General features: G+C 63.2%; 15 protein-coding genes and 1 pseudogene. 11 read left to right on the forward strand and 5 right to left on the reverse strand.

The genetic code is table 11. The features are described from left to right. Positions 1 to 130: 130 nt before the first annotated feature. On the reverse strand, positions 131 to 838 hold the full coding sequence (locus tag AC52Q4_RS06410) for a phosphatase PAP2 family protein (RefSeq protein ID WP_495535972.1): 708 nt from the start codon (positions 836 to 838) through the stop codon (positions 131 to 133). 275 nt (positions 839 to 1,113) lie between these two features. Between AC52Q4_RS06410 and AC52Q4_RS06415 the strand changes: the two genes are divergently transcribed. The 3 genes from AC52Q4_RS06415 (at position 1,114) to AC52Q4_RS06425 (ending at position 4,292) form a co-directional block, all read left to right on the forward strand. After that, entirely contained in the window at positions 1,114 to 2,184 is a 1,071-nt protein-coding gene (locus AC52Q4_RS06415) for an MBL fold metallo-hydrolase (RefSeq protein ID WP_495535973.1), read from the forward strand. 303 nt (positions 2,185 to 2,487) lie between these two features. Next, positions 2,488 to 2,913 (forward strand): VOC family protein, encoded by a 426-nt coding sequence (locus AC52Q4_RS06420; protein WP_495535974.1) that lies wholly within the window; start codon positions 2,488 to 2,490, stop codon positions 2,911 to 2,913. A 353-nt stretch (positions 2,914 to 3,266) separates the two neighbouring features. Further along, positions 3,267 to 4,292, forward strand: coding sequence for a sodium:calcium antiporter (locus AC52Q4_RS06425; protein ID WP_495535975.1), 1,026 nt, complete (start codon positions 3,267 to 3,269; stop codon positions 4,290 to 4,292). Between the two features lie 105 nt (positions 4,293 to 4,397). On the opposite strand, the gene AC52Q4_RS06430 is transcribed toward AC52Q4_RS06425, so the two are convergent. After that, positions 4,398 to 4,733, reverse strand: a complete 336-nt coding sequence (locus AC52Q4_RS06430) for a DUF4168 domain-containing protein (protein WP_495535976.1) — start codon at positions 4,731 to 4,733, stop codon at positions 4,398 to 4,400. A 694-nt stretch (positions 4,734 to 5,427) separates the two neighbouring features. Between AC52Q4_RS06430 and AC52Q4_RS06435 the strand changes: the two genes are divergently transcribed. The 7 genes from AC52Q4_RS06435 (at position 5,428) to AC52Q4_RS06465 (ending at position 13,118) form a co-directional block, all read left to right on the forward strand. Then, complete coding sequence (locus AC52Q4_RS06435) at positions 5,428 to 5,928, forward strand: sigma-70 family RNA polymerase sigma factor (protein WP_495535977.1); 501 nt, start codon at positions 5,428 to 5,430, stop codon at positions 5,926 to 5,928. A gap of 22 nt (positions 5,929 to 5,950) precedes the next feature. Continuing rightward, the gene (locus AC52Q4_RS06440) at positions 5,951 to 6,931 is read left to right on the forward strand and encodes a DUF4880 domain-containing protein (RefSeq protein ID WP_495535978.1); all 981 of its coding nucleotides are present in this window, start codon (positions 5,951 to 5,953) and stop codon (positions 6,929 to 6,931) included. Between the two features lie 418 nt (positions 6,932 to 7,349). Continuing rightward, positions 7,350 to 7,874 (forward strand): STN domain-containing protein, encoded by a 525-nt coding sequence (locus AC52Q4_RS06445; RefSeq protein WP_495535979.1) that lies wholly within the window; start codon positions 7,350 to 7,352, stop codon positions 7,872 to 7,874. Next, positions 7,834 to 9,717 carry a TonB-dependent siderophore receptor gene (locus tag AC52Q4_RS06450; RefSeq protein ID WP_495535985.1) on the forward strand — a complete coding sequence of 628 codons (1,884 nt, stop codon included), beginning with the start codon at positions 7,834 to 7,836 and terminating at the stop codon, positions 9,715 to 9,717. Before AC52Q4_RS06445 ends, AC52Q4_RS06450 begins: the two co-directional genes overlap by 41 nt. A gap of 14 nt (positions 9,718 to 9,731) precedes the next feature. After that, complete coding sequence (locus AC52Q4_RS06455) at positions 9,732 to 11,075, forward strand: PepSY-associated TM helix domain-containing protein (protein ID WP_495535980.1); 1,344 nt, start codon at positions 9,732 to 9,734, stop codon at positions 11,073 to 11,075. Between the two features lie 113 nt (positions 11,076 to 11,188). Continuing rightward, positions 11,189 to 12,439, forward strand: a complete 1,251-nt coding sequence (locus AC52Q4_RS06460) for an FAD-dependent oxidoreductase (RefSeq protein ID WP_495535981.1) — start codon at positions 11,189 to 11,191, stop codon at positions 12,437 to 12,439. A 223-nt stretch (positions 12,440 to 12,662) separates the two neighbouring features. Next, positions 12,663 to 13,118, forward strand: coding sequence for a chlorite dismutase family protein (locus AC52Q4_RS06465; protein WP_495535986.1), 456 nt, complete (start codon positions 12,663 to 12,665; stop codon positions 13,116 to 13,118). 40 nt (positions 13,119 to 13,158) lie between these two features. On the opposite strand, the gene cobA is transcribed toward AC52Q4_RS06465, so the two are convergent. The 3 genes from cobA to nirB are packed head-to-tail and all read right to left on the reverse strand — an operon-like array spanning position 13,159 to position 16,807. Beyond that, positions 13,159 to 14,025: a uroporphyrinogen-III C-methyltransferase gene (gene cobA / locus AC52Q4_RS06470; protein WP_495535982.1), complete on the reverse strand. Its 867-nt coding sequence runs from the start codon at positions 14,023 to 14,025 to the stop codon at positions 13,159 to 13,161. Beyond that, the gene (gene nirD / locus AC52Q4_RS06475; RefSeq protein ID WP_495535983.1) at positions 14,022 to 14,375 is read right to left on the reverse strand and encodes a nitrite reductase small subunit NirD; all 354 of its coding nucleotides are present in this window, start codon (positions 14,373 to 14,375) and stop codon (positions 14,022 to 14,024) included. The genes cobA and nirD overlap by 4 nt, the downstream gene beginning before the upstream one ends. Further along, complete coding sequence (nirB, locus tag AC52Q4_RS06480) at positions 14,375 to 16,807, reverse strand: nitrite reductase large subunit NirB (protein ID WP_495535984.1); 2,433 nt, start codon at positions 16,805 to 16,807, stop codon at positions 14,375 to 14,377. The genes nirD and nirB overlap by 1 nt, the downstream gene beginning before the upstream one ends. Positions 16,808 to 17,192: 385 nt before the next feature. Here nirB and AC52Q4_RS06485 point away from each other — a divergent pair. Beyond that, positions 17,193 to 18,061 (forward strand): annotated as a pseudogene (locus AC52Q4_RS06485) (hypothetical protein); the annotation flags it as partial.

The raw sequence follows: 18,061 nt of genomic DNA on the forward strand, positions 1-18,061 counted from the left end.
CAGCATGACTTGACAGTCCCGAGTGCTGTCAATGCGCGCGCAATGCCGGTTGTCCACAGTTTCGCGCAGTGATTGTCCAGCGCTCGCTCTGGCTAGCGGCTGGTACCGCTTGCGCTGGGCAAACTTCGCGCTACCGTCGCGGCACCCAGGCGGCCACGAGCCAGCACAACGACGCCCAGGCCGCACCGGCTGCCCAGCCGGCGAGCACGTCGGTGGGCCAATGGACGCCAAGGTAGACGCGGCTTGTACCGACCACCACGGTAACGCGCACCGCGACACGTAGCAGGTAGAGCTTGAGATGCCACTGCGGCTGGATCCGGGCGAGCAGCGCCGCAAGCGTCAGAGAGGTAACGGCCGCCATCATGGAGTGGCAGCTGGGGAAGCTCGCCGTGTAGACGATGATTTCGGTGGGCACGTGATCCGGTCGGGGCCGTTCAAAGCCGATCTTCAGTACCTGGCTCAACAGCAGGCCACCCGGCACGGTGACCGCAGTGAACAAGGCCGTACGAAAATGCCGGGAGAGGAGCAGATATCCCACCACCCCCAGGATAAGCAGCAACACGACAGTGACGCTGCCGAGCGCGGTGACATCGCGCACCGTCTCCTCCAGCCACCGGGGGCCAAGCGGCTCTGAGATGTCGTCCGGTTCGCGAAAAGCGCGCAGGATCAACTCGTCGATACGGCGGGTCTCGCCCTCGACGACCTCTTCGGCCAACTTTATAAACATCCAGGCTCCCCCAGAGAACACCGCGACGCACAAGAGCACACCCAACTCCTGGCGCCCCACCCATCCAAGGCGCGAGAAAACAACGCGGGCATGCCGCTCGATCGTGCTCATTAGCCTTCTCCCTGTTGCCGCGGATGCGGTTGAGCTGCGAGACGAGCGGTTCATGGCCGCCTCGTCACTTGACTCGCCGCCAGTGCAACATGCGAACACACTGTGGCAATATCGCCCGGCCGGCGGTTAGCAGATCCCCCGACCCCTTTTCACGATGTCTTCGGCCAAGCCGGCTCAGTACACCGGAGATCGCCTGGGCCGGCCTACCCAAGCATGAGACCGATTATTGGCTCAGAATAAGCCTGAGTCCTAATAGCCCGTGCGGCGGAGGAGTCATGGCAACGCAAGCCACCTCGGAACCCACGCGCGAGAGAGTCCTTGCCCTCGACGAGGCAACAATCCGCGTGATCGTCGACAACGAGACCGACACGCTATCGAGCGTCGACGAAGGCGTACCGCAAGTCCCGGAAGTCATGCAGCTCGCCGCCCGACTGCCCGTCTGCCGAACGCATCTGGGCCACGCCGGCAAGACCGTGTTCGATCAATTGTGCTGCGCCTGCCACGGTCTTTCCGTATTGGTCACCGGGCGGCACGGCGACGAGGCACGCACGCTGCTCTTCGACGTCGGGCCGTATCCGCGGGTCTGGCTCGACAACGCCCGGCGCCTCGGTGTCGATCTCGCGACGATCGAGTGCGTCTTTCTCTCGCACTGGCACTTTGATCACAGCGGCGCGTTACCCGAGGTGATTGCCGCAATCAGCCGGGCTCGGGAGGCGGCTGGCCTAAATGACCCGGTCATCGCAGACCTGCATCCCGATCGCCCCGATCAGCGCGGCATACTCCTGCCGAACGGGGAGATGCTGTTGCTGCCCGAAGAGCCGCGCTTCGATGAAATCGTCCGCGGCGGCGGACGACTGGCCACGCACGCCGATGCGCATACGCTATGCGGGGGCTTTTTCTTCGGCAGCGGCGCCATCGAGCGCGTCACGGCCTACGAGACCGGGCTTGTCGGACATCATTCCTTTCGCGGCGAGGCAGGAACGGCCGATCCGCTGATCATGGACGAGCGGTTCGTGGCCATTCACGTTAAAGGCCGGGGCATCACGGTGCTCTCCGCGTGTTCGCATGCGGGGATCGTGAACGCCTGCCTGAGCGCGCAGCAACGCTTCCGGGATGCGCCGATCGACTTGGTGCTGGGTGGCTTTCATCTCGCCGGCAAGGCGATGGAACAGCGCATCGAACCGACGCTGCGCGATCTTGGCCAACGGATTCGCCCGCGCCTCATCGCCCCCGGCCATTGCACCGGCTGGCGGGCCAAGGCACGTCTTGCCGAATCCTTCGCACCGGGGCGCTACGCTCCGAGCGCGGTCGGAACGGCATACCGCCTCGTCTCGCAAGCAGACTGACCGCCCTCGCACGGGCATCCGATATTGTTGCGAACGCTCCAGAGCACAATGGCAGCGATGCAGCGCACGCGCCGCACCCTGACAGGAGGCTGAAAAATACCACCCCGCGCCGAGAGCCTCTTCGCTCGGTAACGCTCCCCGTGAGCGAAAATTTGCCTCAGCGATCTCCAGACGTAAGATTTAGGGGAAGAACATTGCGGTTTGTGATCATTGTCGCGGATTAATGCAAGCGCAACGACGGCGTCAGTGCCAAAGCGCCCACCTTAGCGCGAGCACGCGCCTCCCCCGGGAAGAGGCCGGTTTATGGAACAGCGAATCACTCTCGTCACGCTCGGTGTTGAGGAACTGGACAGGAGCACCGCCTTCTTCGAGCGACTGGGATGGCGGCGCTCCGTGAAACGAGCGCAGGGCGTGACGCTTTTCCAATGCGGGTGCATCGGGCTCGCGCTTTTCCCTTTGGAAGAATTGGCCCTGAACGCCGGTATCTCGCCTGCGCGATGGGGCTTTGCGGGCATCGCGCTCGCCTTCAACACCCGCTCGAAAGACGAGGTCGATGCGGTTCTCAAGGAGGCGAAAGCCGCCGGCGCGGAGATAGTCAAACCCGGCACGGATGCCTTTTGGGGCGGGTATTCGGGTTATTTCCGCGACCTGGACGGTTATCTTTGGGAAGTCGCATGGAATCCCGGATTCCCCTTGAGTGAAAACGGCGCCGTATCGCTTCCGGACTGATTCGTGAGCGGTAAGCCAACAGCGTGCCATTCGCCGAGCGTGCAGATTCCGCACGATGGCGATCAGCACATCTCGGCACGTCTTGCCGAAATCCGTGCGCGCATCGCGTAGCGCAACCGATCCCGTTACAAGGGCGGCGGCTGGTGCGAGAGCACCACTTCGCTGCGTGCCCGGGATGCACGGCCGCGTTGGGATGAGGTAGGAAAGCGCTTGCCGCTTCCGGCGCGGACGCATCATGCAGGACATCGAGGCCGCATGAGCCGCCTTGCTGAGCTTTCGCGTTTCGCGCTTGGCGTGGATGATGCGTCGTCGAGTAACCGAGCGGATTTTTTCCCGAAACAGCAGGGGCAATTATGGATGAGACGGCGATATGGTCACTGCCGTTGAGCATCGCCGTTTTCGTCGGCGCAGCGCTGCTCACGACCATGCTCGGTATCCGATTGTCGCGTGCAGGCGACGAGCTCGCGGACCGTACGGGGCTCGGTGAGGCGGTATTCGGCTCGATCTTCTTCGGCGGCATGATCTCACTGTCCGGGATTGTCATGACCGCAACGGCCGCCAGCAACGACCAGGCCTCGCTCGCCTACAGCAACGCCGTTGGCGGCGTTGCGGCGCAGATCTTTGCGCTGGGCATTGCCGATGTCGCCTATCGGCGGGCGAACCTCGAGCATGCCGCGGCTTCACTGCCCAACGCGGTGTTTGCGGTCGTGCTCTGCTGGCTTCTGTGCATCGCCCTGCTGGCGAGTCTCGCCCCGCCCATCACCTTATTACAGATCAACATCGCGTCGCCTATGCTTGTCGCCGTCTACATCTTTGGTCTGCGGCAGGTTCAGGCAACCCGCAACGACCCCCAATGGCATGCCAAAAAGACCGCGCAAACCGTGGAAGACCGGCCGGGGCGGCGTTCCAATCGCAGCCTCGCGGGACTGTGGGCGGATTTTGCGCTTTCCGGTCTCGCGGTATCCGCGGGTGGCTGGGCCATCGCCCGAGCGGCGATATCGCTCGTGGAGCACCTGGGCCTGGATGCAAGCTTCGTCGGCGCCATACTCATGGGAACCGTCAATGCGATCCCCGAAACGGTCACCGCGATTGCCGCGGTGCGCACCGGGGCGCTCACACTCGCCGTAGGCGGGGTTCTGGGCGGCAACGCTTTCGACGTACTGAACCTTGCGGTGGGCGACCTCGCCTATCGCGGGGGCTCGCTCTATCATGCCGCGCAGCGCGACGATCTGTTCGTGACCCTTACCGGCCTGCTCATGACCTTGATCGTACTCGGGGGCTTGTTGCGCCGGGAAAGACGCGGACCGCTGGGCATCGGATTCGAGGGGATCGCACTGGCAGCGGTTTACGCCCTGATGGTGATAATCACGATCCTGTGAGACGCTTGGCACTACCTTCGCAACTGTCGCCGGATGGCTACGCCGCCGCCCGGCGCTGTAGGCCGGCGAAGCCTTCGGCCTGCAGCACCCCGGCGGCCAGCATGTTTACTGCAGTTTACGCAGACGCTCGCGGACCTTGGGGTCCTCCTGCGCCGCTTGGGTGATCTGGTTGTATTCCTGCACCGTCAGGCCGGTCGCGGTTACCGCCCCCGCCATCTCCTGGCGAGCCGCTGTCTTTAGCTTCATCGCCTCGTCCTCGCCTTGGGCGCCGTTCAACCGCTGGCGATAGTCCTGGCTGATGTCCATGATCTTCTCCTGCGCCTGACTATACTTCTCCAGCTTTTGCTGGGAGACGTCGCCCGTGTCCGCCGCGTATGTCAACGGCGCCGCGGCCAGCAAACCGATCGAAAGTGCCAGGGCAACCTGCTTGACATTGCTCATAGTGCATACTCCCAAGTAATAATTTGGCTGAGAAAAAGCGGCTGATCCGCCTTTCATTGGCGGATATGCATACACCATGCCAGGAATTGAGCGCCAGCCGGCTGCGCCCGCGTGGCGCCGGCCAATCCTCCCGCCACGGTCACGAACCAGCCGCTCATGATGCTCGCGAACGATCGCGCGCCCGGCTCCGGCCTCCACGAAAGATGGCAAGTGATACCGGCAAGCCTTCATCGTCGTGTTGCCGGTTGAAGACGCCTGGGGCCGTTGCAGCCCTCGATTGCCGAGATCCATCGCGACGCGACCGAGCTTCCCCCGGCCGGCATGGCGTCCCTCGCGCTCATGAGACCACCCTGCTGCCAGACAACGCTAAGAGGTATTTCGGTGAGCTTGCCTTGGAGGCACGCTGATGGACGTTATCAGTATCGCGTCCACCACTTGGCCGCGATCGACCGCGAACTCGCCCGAGAGACTGACATGGAATGGTAGATATTTCGAGGGGTTGCCGAGTCAGCTCGCTATGCACGCTTCCAAAGGCTTAGGCGATCGTCCCAGTTGCTCGCGGTAACTGAGCGCAACGGAGGCACGACCCGCCCGTGCATCTCGAGCCATACGCAAAAAATAATTGCGAACAATAATCACTAACGTTACAACTCGCGTTTCTCGCCTGTCACCAGCTTACTCGAAGATCACTCGTATGCCATCGGTTGCCAGCCCCGGTGTTGACACGTTGTACCTCGACCACAACCGCTGGTTATGGCGATTGCTGTACCGTCGATCCGGATGCGTCCATACTGCCGCTGACTTGACCCAAGACGTGTTCCTGCGTCTTCTGGGCAAGGCCTCCTTACCGCTTATGCGGGAACCAAGAGCCTATCTGGCGCGTATCGCCCATGGCCTGTTGGTGGATCACACCCGCCGCCAGGCCCTGGAGCGGGCGTGGCTCGACGCGTTGGCGACCCTCCCCGAGGCCGAGTCACCCTCCCCGGAGGAACATCTGCTTATCATCGATGCGCTGGCGCGGATCGATGCGCTTCTGGCCGGCCTCAAACCACGCGTCCGCCAAGTGTTCCTGCTCTCCCGCCTGGAGGGCAAAAGCTATCCCCAGATCGCCGAACAGCTCGCCGTTTCCTTGAGTGCCGTCGAAAAGGATATGGCCCAGGCTTTGCGCCATTGCTACCACGTATTGATGGGTTGACGGCGATGAGCAAGGTCGTTGGATGAGCTCAGGCGCGGATCACCAGGACATCCCCGAGTCTGTCCTCGACCAGGCATTTCACTGGGCCGTGGTGTTGAACTCGGGAACCGCCACCACCACCGACCACCAGACCCTGGAGACCTGGCTCGATAAAGACCCCCGGCACCGAATCGCCTGGCAACGAGTTCAATTGATAGAACAGGAATTCCTCGCCGCCCGGCCAGCCGCCAAATCCGGATCTCACGCTCTCGAACGCGTCGTGCGACAACGCCGGCACAAACGCCGCGTCGCTGCGGGTCTGGGAGGCCTGCTCTCGGCGTTGATCCTGGTCGGGCTGCTTTTGGGCCTGGCCCCAATGCGCTATCAATGGCAGGCGCAGCAGGCAACCGCCATCGGTGAGCAACGCCACATCGTTTTACCCGGCGGTGCCGAGGTTTATCTCAACAGCCGTACGGCGGTGGATGTCAACAGCTCCGCGCAAGGCCCGCTGATTCGACTCTACCAAGGCGAAATCCTCGTCGACTCCTCAGCGGCCCCCATCGAGGACAAACCCCGCGTGCTATCGGCGGATGCCAGACTCACCCCGATCGGCACGCGCTTTGTGGTGCGGATACGGAACGGCGGCACGGAACTCGCGGTGACTGACGGTCTGGTTCTCCTCGACTCGATTGGTGAAGTTGGCACGGTCCGAGTGAAAGCCGACGAGCGCTGGCAGGTTGCGAACGGCCGGGCGAGCCGCCTGCCACCGTCCGGGCTTCGTCCCGGCGCTTGGTCTGAGGGCATTGTCGAGGCCGACGACGCCCGCCTGGGCGATGTGCTGGACGCCCTCGGCAAACAGCGCTACAGCTGGCTGAACTATGATGCCGCGGCGGCCAATCTGCGAGTGACCGGTATCTTTCGCCTTGACGACACCGACAACGCGTTGCACGCGTTGGCACGCTCGTTACCGATACGTATCGAACGGACGACCGACTGGTGGGTGAGCGTCAAGGCACGAGAGTAAGTCTTACCCCTCATTGCGAACTCGCCCCGCTTTGCCAGCCAATCCCTCTTCCAGGAACCACGAATCGAATACGTTCCGCATAAGGAGTCGCCTCCTCGGCCGTGGCCGTCCGCGCGATGCCGGGAATGGAGGTGCCCCCTCCACCAGAGAGCAGCCGATGCTTTGAACAGCGCAGGGAGGCGCCTGTGACGAGGCTCTGCTGAGTGAGGCCCCACAACGCCGCGTGGGCGGCAGTTTCCCGGGCGTTGCATTGAGCGGGATTATTTTTTACGGGATTGAGCACGCTCGTTCGGCATAGAGGGAAAGCACCTTATTATCGAAACGAACGAGCACGCCCAACCATCGGGTCCCCAGATACCGTCGCGCCTGCACTGTCTTATCGCTGACCCTGCTCGCAGGCCTCGCCGCCTCGCCCGCCGTGGCTCAAGATGGCAGCAGGTCAAAATCCCAGGCCGGCCTGCAGGCCCGCCAATACACTTTGCCGGCCGGCCGCCTCACCACCGCATTGAATGCGCTGGCCCGCCAAGCGGGCCTGACATTATCCGTCGACCCGGCACTGATGTCCGGCAAGACGGCGCCGGCGGTCTCCGGACTGCTCACCGCTCAGCAGGCGCTTGATCGCCTGCTGGCGGGGAGCGGCCTCACCGGCCATATCGATGGCTCCACCATTTTGATCAATGCGTCAGTGGACGCCCGTTCCGGCGTGTTGACGCTCGGGCTGGTGCAGGTGAGCGCGGCACGCCAGGGGGAGACCGCATACGGACCGGTCGACGGTTATCTTGCCAAACGCAGCGCGACCGGCATGAAAACCGATACGCCGATCATTGAGACCCCTCAGTCCATTTCCGTGGTAACCGCCGACCGTAATCAAGGCCATTGGCGCAACGAGGCTGCAGGATGCTCTGGCCTACACCCCCGGTGTCAACACCTCGCCTTGGGGTGATCAGTCCGTCTACGACTGGTCGTATGTCCGTGGTTTCGATGCCTATTCGCCCGGTTTCTATATGGATGGACTGCAGCTTCGCAACAGCGGAACGTGGGGCGTTTGGCAGACTGAGAATTATGGACTGGAGCGGATCGAGTTCCTCCGCGGCCCCTCTTCGGTAATGTACGGACAAGGCGCGCCCGGAGGGATCATCAATGTCGTCAACAAGCGACCCACGGTGGAACCGCTGCATGAGGTTCGCGCGCAGCTCGGCAACTTCAACCGCCAACAACTGGCGGCCGATTTCTCCGGTCCGCTCGATAAAGACGGGAAGTGGCTCTATCGTGCGACCGCTTTGGGCCAGGACGCCGAATGGCCCACCGGCGATTTGCCGAACGATCGTCTCTTCATCGCGCCGTCGCTGACCTGGCAACCAGGCGACGACACTTCACTGACGCTGCAAGCGCAATTTCTCCGCCTCCGCAACGGCGCGGTCTGGAACACATACCCAGCGGCCGGCACGCTGCTATCCAACCCCAACGGCCGGATTCCGGTTTCAACCTTTCTGGGCGAACCGGATTTCAACCGATACAACCAAGATCAGTGGATGGTCGGCTACCTGTTGGAACATTACTTCAACGGTACGTGGAGCGTGCGCCAGAATGCGCGCTACGGTCGCTTCACCGTGGATTACAGAACCTTTTTCGAAGGTGACTTCGTCACCGTCGACCCCGGTGATCCAACCGATCCGGCGAATTTCCGGTTGGTGCCGCGAACGCCTTTCACAAGCGATGAAAAAGCGGACTCGGTCACCGTGGACAATCAGCTGCAAGCCAAACTGCAATTCGGCCGCTGGGAGCATCAGCTGCTGCTCGGCCTGGATTACCAGCGCACGCGTGTCGATGTGACCGCCCGCTTTGGTGGCAGTGCGCCTGCCATCGATGCTTACGCGCCGACCTATGGTGGAACGGTTACCGTGGCCCCACCGTTTATGGATGGGATCACCACGCTCGAGCAGGCCGGGTTATACGTACAGGATCAAATCAAGTTCGCCGATCGCTGGGTCCTCGCACTCGGGGGACGTTACGACTACGCCACCATTGACACGCAAGATCGCCTGTCCGATAGCGACTCACGCCAATACGACACCTACTTGTCCAAGCGCGCGGGGTTGGTCTATCTGGCCCCCAATGGTTGGGCGCCGTACATCAGTTACACGGAATCGTTTTTTCCAACGACGACCCGAGATCCGGCCACCGGCAAACCCTTCGACCCCGAGACCGGCCGCCAGTACGAGGCCGGTCTTCGCTACCAACCCCGGGGCGGAATGGGACGTTACAGCGTGGCGGTGTTCGACCTGCGCCGGCAAAACTACGTCAGCTTCAATCAGTCGTTCATACCGCAGGCAAACGCTGAGGTGGCGGTGCGTGGCGTCGAACTCGAAGCCATCGTGCAGCCCGTCACCAATTGGAACGTGACCGCGGCTTACAGCTGGACGCCGAAAGCCGATATCACGTCGAGCGCCGATCCGAGCGAAATCGGTAACCGTGCGGTGACCTACGCCAAACATATCTTTTCGTTCTGGTCGGATTATCGGTTCGGCGCCGGGCTGAAGCTGGGCGCAGGGGCACGGTATTGGGGTACGACGCGTGGCTTCAATGATGCGGCGCCGGCAAAAATCCCGGCCTATGTGCTTTTCGACGCCCTCGTAAGCTACGATTTCGGCAACGGCCTCGAACTGGCGGTCAACGGACGCAATCTCGCCGACAAGACTTACGTGGCCACGTGCAACGGTAGCGGCGAGATCTGCTCGTACGGCGCACGGCGGAAGGTAATCGCAACGCTGACTCAGCGATGGTAAGGGGTGGGCTTTCGATGCGCTCCACATTCGTCATGGCTCACCGCGGCATCGGTTTGTTTATTGCGCTGTTTTTGTTCATTGCCGGTACGACGGGGGCAGTGATCTCATGGGATCACGAACTCGACGAATGGCTGAACCCGCATCTCAACGATGCCCGCGCGGCCGGACCGCCGCGTGATCCGCTAATCCTGGCTAACGAAATCGAGCTCCGCCACCCCCGGGTGCAGGTGACCGCCCTGCCGTTGGCCGCTGAGCTGGGGCATTCCTACACATTCTGGGTGGAACCGCGCGTCGATCCGGCCACGAGCGAGCTCTATGAGCCGGGTTTCAATCAGGTGTTCGTTGACCCGGCTTCGGGTGAAGAGCTTGGCAAACGGCAATGGGGCGCCGTCTGGCCCCTCAACAGAGAAAATTTCGTCTCCTTTCTCTACAAGCTGCATTACAGCCTCCATCTGCCCGAAATGTGGGGCACGGATCAGTGGGGCATGTGGTTGTTGGGCGGCGTGGCGATGATCTGGATGCTGGACTGCTTGGTGGGCCTTTACCTGACCTTGCCCGTGCAAAGGTCGACCGGCGTGAAGACCCAACGACCCCGTGTACTGGAGGCGGCGACTGAGCCGGTAACGGGTGGCCGCACCGTAGCGAGCTCAACCACCCGCGCAGGCAAAACCTTTTGGCAACGCTGGAAACGCGCCTGGAGGATTCGCACGGGCGGCGGTGTGCACAAACTCAACTTCGATCTGCATCGGGCGCTCAGCCTATGGACGTGGGTGCTGCTGTTTGGAATCGCTTTTACGGCCTTCTCGCTGAACCTCTACCGTGAGGTCTTCTTTCCCATGATGAGCCTGGTCTCGGATGTCACACCAACGCCTTTCGACGATCGTGCGCCCACTGCAAAGGAAAAGCCCATCGAACCGCGCGTGGGTTTCGCCGAGGTCATCGCTAGAGCAAGCGCCGACGCCAAGGATCGCCGCTGGGAAGAACCTCCCGGAGCTGCCTACTATGCTCGGGAATACGGCATCTACCGTGTGGTGTTCTACCGGCCGCAAGACGGTGAAGGCGCCGGGGGCGTCGGGCACCGCGAGCTCTACCTGGACGGCCGGGACGGACGCATCCTGGGGGACCGTCAACCCTGGCAGGGCACGCTGGCGGACATCTTCGTGCAAGCTCAGTTTCCGCTGCATTCGGGGCGTATCCTCGGTCTGCCAGGGCGCATTCTGATTTCGTGTATGGGCCTGGTCGTGGCCATGCTTTCGATTACCGGAGTCTACTTGTGGTGGAAAAAGCGCAATGCACGGCGGAAATCCAAAGCCCGAAAGCGTAAATTTGCCTCCGGACAGGCGCTAACGGCGAGATAAGCGGAGAATCACGATATATAACTTTACCCGCCCGCCTTCACAACATATTCCTAGCGCGGCACACCCTGCGTTCGCTGCAGTCTCGCGCGATGCATCACCTCTGACTGCTAGCGATGTCCAGCGGTAGGACGAACGCTCGCTCGTTCACGACCCGCTGCTGTGTTGTCGGCGGCGGGCCGGCCGGAATGATGCTTGGTTTGCTGCTCGCGCGCGCCGGTGTGCCGGTGGTGGTGCTGGAAAAGCACGCCGATTTCCTGCGCGATTTCCGCGGCGATACGGTGCATCCTTCCACCTTGGAAGTGCTCGATGAAATCGGTTTGCTCGAAACGTTCAACCGGCTGCCGCAACGCCGCGTTGATCAGCTGAGCCTGCTTATTGGCGGGCGCGTACAGCCGGTCATTGATTTTCGGGGACTCGAGCCGTTCCCCTATTTGTCGTTGGTGCCGCAGTGGGATTTCCTCGATCTGCTCGCCGAGCACGGCCAGCGTCATCCGACGTTCGACCTGCGCATGCGCCACGAGGCCACCGGGCTCATCGAGGAGGAAGGGCGCGTAACGGGCGTGCGCGCGCGCTCGCCGCAGGGAGAAACCGTGATTCGCGCCGATCTGGTGATCGGCTGCGACGGCCGCAGCTCGACAATGCGCGCCGCGGCTGCGCTGCGCGTGGTGGAGTTCGGTGCGCCGATGGACGTGCTGTGGTTTCGTCTGCCGCGCAAGGCCAGCGATCCGGAGGATACCTTCGGGATTATCGGGGCCGGACAGATGATGGTGCTACTCAACCGCACGACCTACTGGCAGGCCGCTTATCTGGTGCCCAAGGGCGAGGCGGATGCCCTGCGTGCCCGACCGCTCGCGGAATTGCGCGCCGCCATCGCGGGGCTGGTACCATTTATCGACCGGCCCACCGACGCCCCGGCCGCGTGGGACGAGGTCAAGACGCTGGAGGTGCGGGTGGACCGCCTCGAGCGCTGGTACCGCCCCGGCCTCCTGCTGATCGGCGATGCCGCGCACGCGATGTCGCCCATCGGCGGGGTCGGCATCAACCTGGCCATCCAGGATGCGGTCGCGGCGGCCAACACCTTGGCACCGGCACTGCGCACTGAGCAGCCAATAGACGCGAGGCGGCTGCGCGCGGTTCAGAACCGCCGCCTGCCTCCGACCCGAATCGTGCAGGCGGTGCAGCTGCAAATTCAGAAACGCGTGATCTCGCGTGCCCTGGCCCAGTCGGGACGGGCGCTGGAGATGCCCGCGGCGTTGCGTTGGCTACTGCGCTTCCGCGCGGTGCGCCATCTCCCGGCCCGGCTGTTCGGATACGGGCTGCGCCGCGAACACGTGCGCACCGACGATTACCTTTCACGGACGTGAGTCAGCCGAGCCGGGCGTAGGGCATTATCCGCTCTGGAAGCACCTTGATCGCGCTGAGGGCCGCGCGGCAGTCATACTGTCCGGCCCGAGTAGACACGGCGAGAGGCGACAACCCATGAATGCTCGACTTTTTACGTTCGTAGGCGGTGAGATCGGTCCCTGGCGTGTGACCGAGACAAAAACCGTCGCCGGAGAGGGCCTTGCCGAGGTTGAGCGATTGAACGTGGTCAACGCAGCGGTGCCTCTGCTGCCTGACGATGCCCAATGGCTCCTTCGCGGGGTAACCAGCAACGAGCGTTACGTCACCCGTTCGGAACGCGATGAGCTCGTGGCTAAACAGCCGCGCCTAGGCCGTCGCGAAGCTACCTGCGCCGCATTCATCCCCATTCGCAAAACCGCGTCATGGTGGGCTCTGGCCCAAGATGAACGCCGAAGGATCTTTGAGGAAAGCTCCAGCCACATCAAAACGGGTCTGAAGTACCTGCCTGCGGTCGCTCGCCGCCTCCATCATTGCCGCGACCTCGGCGGCGATGGCGAGCCGTTCGATTTTCTTACTTGGTTTGAGTATGCGCCGTCCGAGTCCACTGCATTTGCCGAATTGGTCGCCGAACGGCGCGCGTCGCAAGAGTGGACGTACGTCGACAGGGAATTCGACCTGCGTTTAGTGCGCGATGAGTGAAAATCGCTGGCTGCAGCCAGCGACTGCGCCGCGCCCGTGGCTAATCACAGCAACCTTGCAGCGCGCTCGCCTCTCTCGTGGCGGTGGCAGCGGGCTTTTGGTGCAGCCGCACGACCTCGCCGATGATGGCCAGCGCCGGACTGCGCACGTCCTGTTGACGGGCGAGCTCGGCGATGTCGCCAAGACAGCCGATGAGCGTGCGCTGATCGGCGGTGGTGCCCTTCTCGATCAAAGCCACCGGCCAGTCCCCCGGCAGGCCGTGGCTGATCAGACCGTGGCAGAGCGAGCCCAAATTGCCGAGGCCCATGTAGACCACCAGCGTCTGACGCGGTGCCACGAGCTGGCGCCATCCCACGGTGGCACCGCCGTGCTGGGCGTGGCCGGTAACGAACAAACAGCTCTGCGCGTAGTCCCGATGAGTCAATGGGATTCCGGCATAGGCGGCACAGCCCACGCCGGCGGTAACCCCCGGCACCACTTCCACGGGGATACCGGCAGCGAGCAGGGCTTCCATCTCCTCACCACCCCGGCCGAACAGGAAAGGATCGCCCCCTTTTAGCCGAACCACGGTTTCCCCCTCTCGGGCGTAAGCGATCAACAGAGCATGGATCGTGGCCTGGCCAACGGGATGGTGGCCACGGCGCTTGCCCACGTCGATGGACTCGACCTCCGGAGGAACCAGCGCGAGGACCGCAGGGGCGACGAGGCGGTCATAGAGCACGACGTCGGCCTGCTGCATCCGGCGCAGCGCGCCCAGAGTGAGCAAGTCCGGATCGCCGGGCCCGGCGCCGATCAGATAGACCCGGCCCGTTGCGCTCCCACACGACTCCATTCGTGGCCGGAGCGGCGGCAAGTAGCCGTGCGGCGAGCGCACCCGCCCTTCGGCTCGGATCGGCTGAATGATCATGGAGCGGGCGAACCGGTTTGCCGCAGCGCCGTCAGGCCGAGCCAAACGCGTCCCTCCACGATCCTGATCGGGAAACGCGGCACGCACCCCTTGTCCGGAGCCACCGCCTGGCCGCTGTCGAGATGAATATTCATGCCGTGCAGCGGGCAGGTGACGGTTGCCCCGTGGACCATCCCCTCGGAGAGCGGTCCGCCCTTATGCGGGCAGTGGTCCAACAGCGCGAAGATCTCCCCCGTACGGGTCTTGAACAACGCAATCGGACCTCGGGCCGTCTTCACCACCCGCGCACCCAGCGTGGGGATATCATCGGGCTTGCCGACGGCGAGCCACCTCGATCTTTGTCGGTCCATCAGCTCACCTCCTTCAAGGTCTGGAACTTATCGGCATGACGCGGCTCGGCGTACTTCGCCCATGGATCCTCCTGAGCGTGGCGCTGCGAGGCTTGAAAGCGCTCGGCAAGCGCCTGGCGGCCCGCCGCGTCCTCCACCAGGCGTTGCTTTACGTAACTCAGCCCCACCCGCTCGATCCAATGCGCGGTGCGCTCCAGATAGCGGGCCTCCTCGCGATAGAGCTGCAGGTAGGCGGCCGCGTATTGCTTCACGGCCTCCGCGCTCGCCACGCGGCACAGCACATCGGTGGCGCGCACCTTCATGCCGCCGTTGCCGCCGACATGGATCTCCCAGCCGGATTCGATGGCCACGACTCCCAGGTCCTTGATCGTGGCCTCGGCGCAGTTGCGCGGACAGCCGGAGACTGCCATTTTCACCTTGTGCGGCGTCCAGCTACCCCAGCACATCGCCTCCAGCTCGATGCCCAATCGCGTGGAATCCTGCACGCCGAAGCGGCACCACTCCGAGCCCACGCAGGTCTTGACCGTGCGCAGCGCCTTGCCATAGGCATGCCCCGAGACAAAACCGGCCTCCGAGAGCTCGCTCCAGACGCCGGGTAAATCCTCTTTTTTCACCCCCAGCAGGTCGATGCGTTGACCGCCGGTGATCTTCACCGTGGGTACCCGGTAGCGCTCCGCCACATCGGCGATCGCCCGCAGCTCGGCGGGATTCGTTACCCCGCCCCACATCCGCGGCACCACCGAGTAGCTGCCGTCCTTCTGGATATTGGCGTGCATGCGCTCGTTGACGAAGCGGGCCTGGGGGTCATCGACGGCCTCCTCCGGCCAGCTGACGATGAGGTAGTAGTTGATGGCCGGCCGACACTTCTCGCAGCCATCCGGCGTCTTCCATTCCATGAAGGCGAATACCGCCTCCAAGCTGGTGAGACGGTACCGACGGATGGTCTCGCGCACTTGATCGTGGCTGTGGTCGGTGCAGCGGCACAGCGGTTTGGCCGAGGGAGCGGCGTAGTTGCCCACGGTGTTCTGCAGAATTTGCTCCACCAGCCCGGTGCAGGAGCCGCACGAGGCCGATGCCTTGGTGTGCGCGCGCACATCGTCCAAGGTGAACAGGCCCTTGCTGGTGATGGCCTCCACGATAGTGCCCTTGCAGACGCCGTTGCAGTCGCAGATCTGAGCCGAATCCGGCAGATCCACCGTCTGCCTGACCCCGCCGTGACCGGAATCCCCCAGGTTGGCCTGACCGAAGAGCAGCGTGCTGCGGATATCGTTCACCGGCGTGCCGTCGCGCATCATCTGGAAATACCAGGTGCCGTCCGCGGTATCGCCGTACATCAGCGCGCCGACGAGCCGGGTGCCCTCGATCACCAGCTTTTTATAGACGCCAGCAGCGGCGTCCTGCAGCACCAGCTCCTCACAGCCTCCACCGCCCTCGAAATTACCGGCGGAGAAGAGCTCCACGCCCGTGACCTTGAGCTTGGTGGAGGTCATCGAGCCCTGGTAGTAGCGATAGCCGAGCTCGGCGAGCTGATTGGCGCAGACCTTGGCCTGTTCGAAAAGCGGGGCGACTAGACCATAACACTGACCGCGATGCTGCACGCACTCGCCCACGGCATAGATGCGCGGGTCGAATGTCTGCATCGTATCCGAGACCACCACCCCACGCTCGCAGTACAGCCCCGCGCTCCGCGCCAATTCCGTGTTGGGCCGGATACCGACGGCCATGACCACCAAATCCGCCGGGAGCTCGGAGCCGTCGGCAAAGCGCACCGCCTCGGCCCGCGCCTCGCCCACGATCTCCGTGGTGCGCGTCGCCAACCGGAACCGCATCCCGCGTGCCTCCAGCGAATGCTTGAGCAGCTCCCCGGCCGGCCGGTCCAATTGGCGCTCCATCAGGGTGTCTTCCAGATGGACGACCGTTACCGCCATGCCCTGCTTCATCAGCCCGTAGGCCGCCTCCAGCCCCAGCAGTCCGCCGCCGATCACGACCGCCTGCTTGTGCTCGCGGGTAGCGGCAAGCATGGCCTCGACGTCCTGGATGTCGCGGTAGCTCAGCACGCCGGGCAGGTCCTTGCCCGGAATGGGGAGAATGAACGGATTGGAGCCGGCAGCGAGCAGCAGGCGGTCATAGAACGCGGAGGTGGCGTCGGCGGCGATCACCCGCCGATGGATGCGATCGATCTCGATGACCTCGCAACCGCTGCGCAGCGTAATGCCGTTCTCCGCATACCATTCCACGCGGTTCAGCATGATGTCGTCCACGCTCTGCTCACCGGCGAGCACCGGCGAGAGCAGGATACGGTTGTAATTGCCGTACGGCTCGGCGCCGAAGACGGTGATCTCGTATCGCTCGGGGGCGATGGCAAGCAGCTCTTCGATGACCTTCATGCCCGCCATGCCATTGCCCACCAGCACCAGCCTTTCTCTTCGCATGCCGCGGATCTCCCCATTGGGTTTGGCCTTCGCTCAGCACGGGGATAATGCAATCAGCATGCCAAAGGCAGGAAATGGAATTAAAATGCTGTTTTATATACCTATTTATCGATACAGCACGTGCTCGCCGCGAAAGAACGGCGGGCCTGCATGGTGCGCCGCAGCGATGAATGCACCAGGATGGACGCCAAGGTCGAGGGTGATCCGAACAAGTAATGCGAGCGCCCGCGGAGTCTTCCATCCCGGCGGAAAAACACAGCGCGAACACCTTGATCTCTTGGCGTCGGCGCTTACCCGCGTACGGAACTATGCTGGGGCATCAACCGCCGCGGCTGAATGACGCACTGAGCGTGGCTATAAGAGTAGGCAAAAAAGGGGGTACTCGATGAATGCAAGAACGCTGGCGATGCCACTATTGTTGACCGCGCTGGTCGCGTTCGCATCCCTGATACAGGCGCAGGAGAAACGGCGCGCCCCTTTACTCCAAGGCCTGGGCGCCCACCATCATTCCATCACCACGGATTCCAAGCTGGCGCAACGCTACTTCGATCAGGGGCTGATACTGAGCTTCGCCTTCAACCATGGTGAGGCGCAGCGCTCCTTCCTGCAAGCCGCCGAGCTCGACCCGGACTGCGCGATGTGCTGGTGGGGCGCCGCCTGGGTCCTCGGCCCGAATATCAATACGGCGATGGATCCCGAAAAGGTACCCGAGGCCTGGCATTTGCTGCAAAAGGCGCAGGCGGCGGCCAGCGGCGCCAGCCCGCGCAAGCGGGCCTATATCGAGGCGCTCGCCGAGCGCTATGGACCAAAGGCCCTCGAGAATCGTTACCCGCGGGACCGAGCCTTCGCCGAAGCCATGGCCCATGTCGCCGCCAATTACCCTGACGATTTGGATGCGCAGGTAATCCGCGCCGAGGCGCTGATGGATACGACCCCCTGGGATTACTGGCTGGAGGGAGGCAAGCCCAAGCCGGTTACCCGACGGGTTCTGGCGGCTCTGCACGAAGTGCTGCGGCGGTCACCCGATCATCCGATGGCCAATCACCTCATGATCCACACGGTGGAGGCCGCCCATCCCTTACAGGGCCTCGAGGAAGCCAAGCGCCTTGAGGATCTGGTGCCGGGCGCCGGCCACCTCGTTCACATGCCGGCGCACATCTACATTCGGCTCGGCCATTACCACGAGGCACCGGCGGCGAATCTGCGCGCCATCAAGGCGGATCGACGCTATCTCGATGAGGTGAGCCGCTCGGG

It is taken from the genome of Nitrococcus sp., assembly GCF_059432795.1.